At 67.7% G+C, this 604-nt stretch carries 1 protein-coding gene; it reads left to right on the forward strand.

All coding sequences use genetic code 11. The annotated features are described in order from the left end of the window. Window positions 1-604, forward strand: a 604-nt coding sequence (locus ACNOHI_RS25175) for a nitrate- and nitrite sensing domain-containing protein (protein ID WP_420477464.1), incomplete at both ends; no start/stop codon positions are given.

Here is a 604-nt window from a genome sequence, read left to right on the forward strand (position 1 = left end):
GAAGATTTGCAGCGCTTCAATCAGCTCTCGGGCGGGCAGAACGCCGAGCTGGCGATTGTCGACCGCTTCGGCGCTCCAGCCCAGGCGACGCAACTGCAGGCGCTTCGCGCTGGGTCCGAGACGGCGGAGGTGGAACGCCTGCGCTCAAGCATTATCAAAGGGGTGAGCCAGACTGGCGAGCCGGCGGTCGATCCTCGGGTCTGGTACGACACCGCCACCCGGCGGATCAATCGCCTGCACGAGTTGGAACAGTCCTCAGCCCAGATTGTCGCCGCCAGGGCGGACACGGCAGTTGTCTCGGCGCAAACGTCCCTCATCGTCAGCGAGGCGATCGCGGTCGTCGCCTTTCTTACCGCCGGCGTCCTGTCGTGGGCGGCGGCGCGGTCGATCACCCGCCCGCTCAAGGTCCTGACCGGCGAGCTGAAAGTCCTCGCCTCCGGCCGCACCGACATCTCCCTGGCCAGCGCGGCCCGTCGGGACGAGTTCGGCGAGATCGGCGAGGCGATCGGGCTGATCCGGAAGGCTGCTGTCGACAAGGCGGCGCAGGAAGCATCGGCGGTGGCGGAACAGGCGCGGTTGAAGAGCGAAGTCGAGCATCGCGACC

The organism is Noviherbaspirillum sp. ST9 (assembly GCF_048799745.1).
In the GTDB taxonomy this organism is placed as follows: domain Bacteria; phylum Pseudomonadota; class Gammaproteobacteria; order Burkholderiales; family Burkholderiaceae_D; genus Noviherbaspirillum.